This is a genomic window from Deinococcus pimensis DSM 21231 (assembly GCF_000519345.1).
GTDB lineage: Bacteria > Deinococcota > Deinococci > Deinococcales > Deinococcaceae > Deinococcus_A > Deinococcus_A pimensis.
On record NZ_KI912633.1, the window covers coordinates 369,637 to 372,961 of the forward strand.

Annotated in this window: 4 protein-coding genes; 3 read left to right on the plus strand and 1 reads right to left on the minus strand. The window is 72.5% G+C overall.

The window, feature by feature from the left end:
* Nucleotides 1–307 precede the first annotated feature (307 nt).
* Together DEIPI_RS0106625 and DEIPI_RS29100 are read left to right on the plus strand one after the other, a co-directional pair.
* Complete coding sequence (locus tag DEIPI_RS0106625; RefSeq protein ID WP_027481265.1) at nucleotides 308–970, plus strand: hypothetical protein; 663 nt, start codon at nucleotides 308–310, stop codon at nucleotides 968–970.
* A 67-nt stretch (nucleotides 971–1,037) separates the two neighbouring features.
* Nucleotides 1,038–2,420, plus strand: coding sequence for a family 43 glycosylhydrolase (locus DEIPI_RS29100; RefSeq protein ID WP_052351639.1), 1,383 nt, complete (start codon nucleotides 1,038–1,040; stop codon nucleotides 2,418–2,420).
* A 53-nt stretch (nucleotides 2,421–2,473) separates the two neighbouring features.
* Here DEIPI_RS29100 and DEIPI_RS0106635 read toward each other — a convergent pair whose 3' ends face one another.
* Nucleotides 2,474–2,941, minus strand: coding sequence for a CBS domain-containing protein (locus DEIPI_RS0106635; protein WP_027481266.1), 468 nt, complete (start codon nucleotides 2,939–2,941; stop codon nucleotides 2,474–2,476).
* Nucleotides 2,942–3,053: 112 nt separating this feature from the next.
* On the opposite strand from DEIPI_RS0106635, the gene DEIPI_RS39115 reads away from it, so the two are divergent.
* On the plus strand, nucleotides 3,054–3,325 hold a 272-nt coding region (locus DEIPI_RS39115), incomplete at its 3' end, for a hypothetical protein (RefSeq protein ID WP_045233739.1).

Genomic DNA, 3,325 nt, shown 5'->3' on the forward strand with positions numbered 1-3,325 from the left:
GTCGCGCTCGGCGTGCGAGAGCAGGGCCACCGCGTCGCCCACGAGGCGTTCGGCCCGGCGACGCGCCGCGCCCGCGAACCCGGGACCGAGGTCGGGCAGGGCGACGTCCTCGGCGTGGATCAGGACGTGCAGGTCGGCGTCGGAGGAAACTCGTCCTTGAATACGCATGACACACCATATGCGCCCGCTCCTCACGCCGCCTGAAGCGCATCTTCATCGTCGCGCCGACCCGCCCGACGTCATCACCGCGCCACGCCCTCCACGGTACGGTGTCCTCGCGCGTCCGCCCGGTCGCCAGGGGAGATCCATGATCACGAAGCACACCGCCGTCCAGACCGTTCTGAGCCTCGTCCTCACCGCCGCGCTCGCCGCCTGCGGCGGCACGCCGTCCGTCACCCTGCCCGACCCCGTCACGGACCCCGGCACGGGCAGCGCCGCGCAGGCGTACTTCGCGCGTCCCACCGGGACGGCGTACCAGCTGCCCCCCGGCGTCGTCGTGGACGGCGACATCGTCGGCGACCGGATCGAACGCTGCGAGAACGTCAAGCCGCTCGAAGAGACCGTCGGGAACGTCCGGATCTGCCTGGGGCTGAGCAACACGACCGACACCACCGTGACCATCGTGATCCCCGGCGGGACGTACTTCATCTCGGAGAGCGACGAGAACCAGAACGGCCTCATGATCCAGACGCACACCATCACGCTGCCACCGCACGTCGTCACGGTCGTCTACGTCGAGTTGTGGTGCGTCAACCACCATCGGCACGCGTCCGACGAGGACGCCCGCTACCGCTTCGGGCCCGTCAACACGAACGCCGCGATGAAGGAACTGCTCGACCTGCTCGCCGACCGCGACCTCACGTCTGATCTGTCCGCCGTGCAGGACGCCGTCTGGGACATCACCGACGAGGACGGCCTCACCGACGAGGTCCGCGCCGCCCTGCGGGCCCTGCCCGCCCGCACCCCCTGAACCCACGGTCAACGGACCCTCAGGGCGCTCCGACCCGCCCGCACCCCCGGTGGTCCAGCATCGGAGTATGTGCGCCTCCCTGCCGCGCCGTGCCCGCGCTCCCCTCGGCCTGCTCGCCCTGGCGTTCCTCGCGTCCGCCGCGCCTGGCGACTCCGCGCGGCCCCGGACGTTCCGCAATCCCCTCCTCGCCGCCGGGCAGGACCCGTCCGTCGTGTTCGACGGCGCCTTCTACCACCTCGTGCAGTCCGACACGGACGGCATCAGCGTCCGCACGTCCCTCACGCTCACGGGGCTCGGGCAGGCGAAGCGGACCGTCGTGTGGCAGGGCGGGCGGCAGGACTCCCCGTGCTGCGAACTCTGGGCGCCCGAGCTGGTCCGCTGGGGCGACCGCTGGTACGTGTACTACGCCGCCGACGACGGTAACAACGAGAACCACCGCATGTACGTCCTGGAGGCCCGCTCCCCGCGCGGCCCGTACACCTTCCGCGGGAAGGTCGCGGGCGCCGACGACCGCTGGGCCATCGACGGTACCGTCTTCGAGCGGGCCGGGAAGCGCTACTTCCTGTGGTCCGGCTGGGAGGGCGCGGAGAACGTGCAGCAGAACCTGTACGTGGCCCGCATGCGCGATCCCGTCACGCTCGACGGGCCGCGCGCGCTGATCTCGCAGCCCGACCGGCCCTGGGAGCAGGTGGGCCGTCCCCACGTCAACGAGGGCCCGGAGGTGCTCACGCGCGGCGGACGGCTGTTCGTGGTGTACTCCGCGAGCGGAAGCTGGACGGACGACTACTGCCTCGGCCTGCTCTCGCTGCGCGGATCGGACGTCCTCGATCCCGCGTCGTGGCGCAAGTCGAACGGGTGCGTGTTCCGCCGCGACGACGCCGGGGGCGTGTACGCGCCGGGGCACGACGGTCTCGTGAAGTCACCGGACGGCACGGAGGACTGGCACCTCTACCACGCGAACGAACTGCCCGGCGCGGGCTGGGGCGGGCGCAGCGTCCGCGCGCAGAGGATCACGTGGAACGAGGACGGCACGCCCCGCTTCGGACGGCCCGCCGGGTTCGACGAGGCGCTGCCGCTCCCGTCGGGCGAGTTCGAGGCGGAGCAGGCCGCCGCGAGCGGCGTGGAGCGGCGCGACGCCGAACTCGCCTCCGGCGGCGCCGCCGTACGGCTCGACGCGCCCACCGACCGGGTGCGCTTCACGCGCGTCCGCGCGAAGGAGGCCGGGTCGTACGTGGTGCGCCTGCGCGCCGCCTCCGCGCGGGCGGCGCGGCAGAAGCTCGACGTGAACGGCCGGGCCTTCGACGTGACCTTCCCGGCGGGCGGCGCGGGGAACTTCGGGACGCGCGCGGTCACGGTGCCCCTGCGGGCGGGCGAGAACGTCCTCACCGTGAGCGGGACGACCGGGGAGGTGCTGCTCGACGCGCTGACCGTCACGCCCGCCACGCGCTGAGCGCGGCCACGCGGGGAGGGGAGCGCCCGGCGCTCCCCTCCCTCGCGGAACGTTCAGCGTTCGTCGCGCACGTCGGTGTTCACCGCGCTGGCGTCGCCCGTGGCGCGCGACACCTCCTTCACGACGAGGCCCGCGTCCTCGTTGTCCACGTTGCGGACGAGGTCCGCCTGCGCGACCATCCCGACGACCGTGCCGTTCTCGTTCGTGACGGGCAGACGCCGCACGAGGCTGCGCTCCATCAGCCTCACGGCGTCCATCACGTCCGCGTCGGGCGAGACGCTCACGACGCCCTCCGACATGACGTCGCGCGCGTTGCACTCCAGCGGGTTCCTTCCGTTCGCGACGGTCCGCACGGTGATGTCACGGTCCGTGACGACGCCGACGGCGTGCATCCCGTCATAGGAGTCCACGACGGGCACGCTGCCGCAGTCGTACTCCACCATCATCGCGGCGACGTCGCGCAGGTTCGTGTCGGGCGTGCAGCAGACGGGATCGGTGGTCATCACTTCTCGTACCTGCATGGAGCACCTCCTGGGTGATCCCACCGTACGCGCCGAGCTTGAAGCGTGGGTCCCGGCAACCCCAAGGGACGCTTCAGGAACGTCGCGCCGCCCCGCGGGCTAGGGTGAGGAGGTGACGAGACGCGTCGAGGACCTCGTGCGGCTGATCTGCCCCTCCCCGGAGGACCCGCTCGCGCCGGTGCTGCGGGCGTGGTGCGGGACATCGCGGGCGTTCCTGACCTTCGCGGAGGCGAACGCCACGAAGATCCGCCGCAAGGCGCGGCTCGCGCCCGGCGAGGACGAGCTCGGCGACCTCCTCGCGGAACTGGGAGTGGCGGGGCTGCTCGTGCGCGAGGGGCGCGTCACGCTGCGCTACGAGCCCTTCGCGTCGGGCGGCACGCGCGG

Excerpts from the sequence above, each read along its gene's own strand:
- DEIPI_RS0106625 (WP_027481265.1), top strand. The coding sequence starts at position 308 with ATGATCACGAAGCACACCGCCGTCCAGACCGTTCTGAGCCTCGTCCTC.
- DEIPI_RS29100 (WP_052351639.1), top strand. The coding sequence starts at position 1,038 with ATGTGCGCCTCCCTGCCGCGCCGTGCCCGCGCTCCCCTCGGCCTGCTC.
- DEIPI_RS0106635 (WP_027481266.1), bottom strand. The coding sequence starts at position 2,941 with ATGCAGGTACGAGAAGTGATGACCACCGATCCCGTCTGCTGCACGCCC.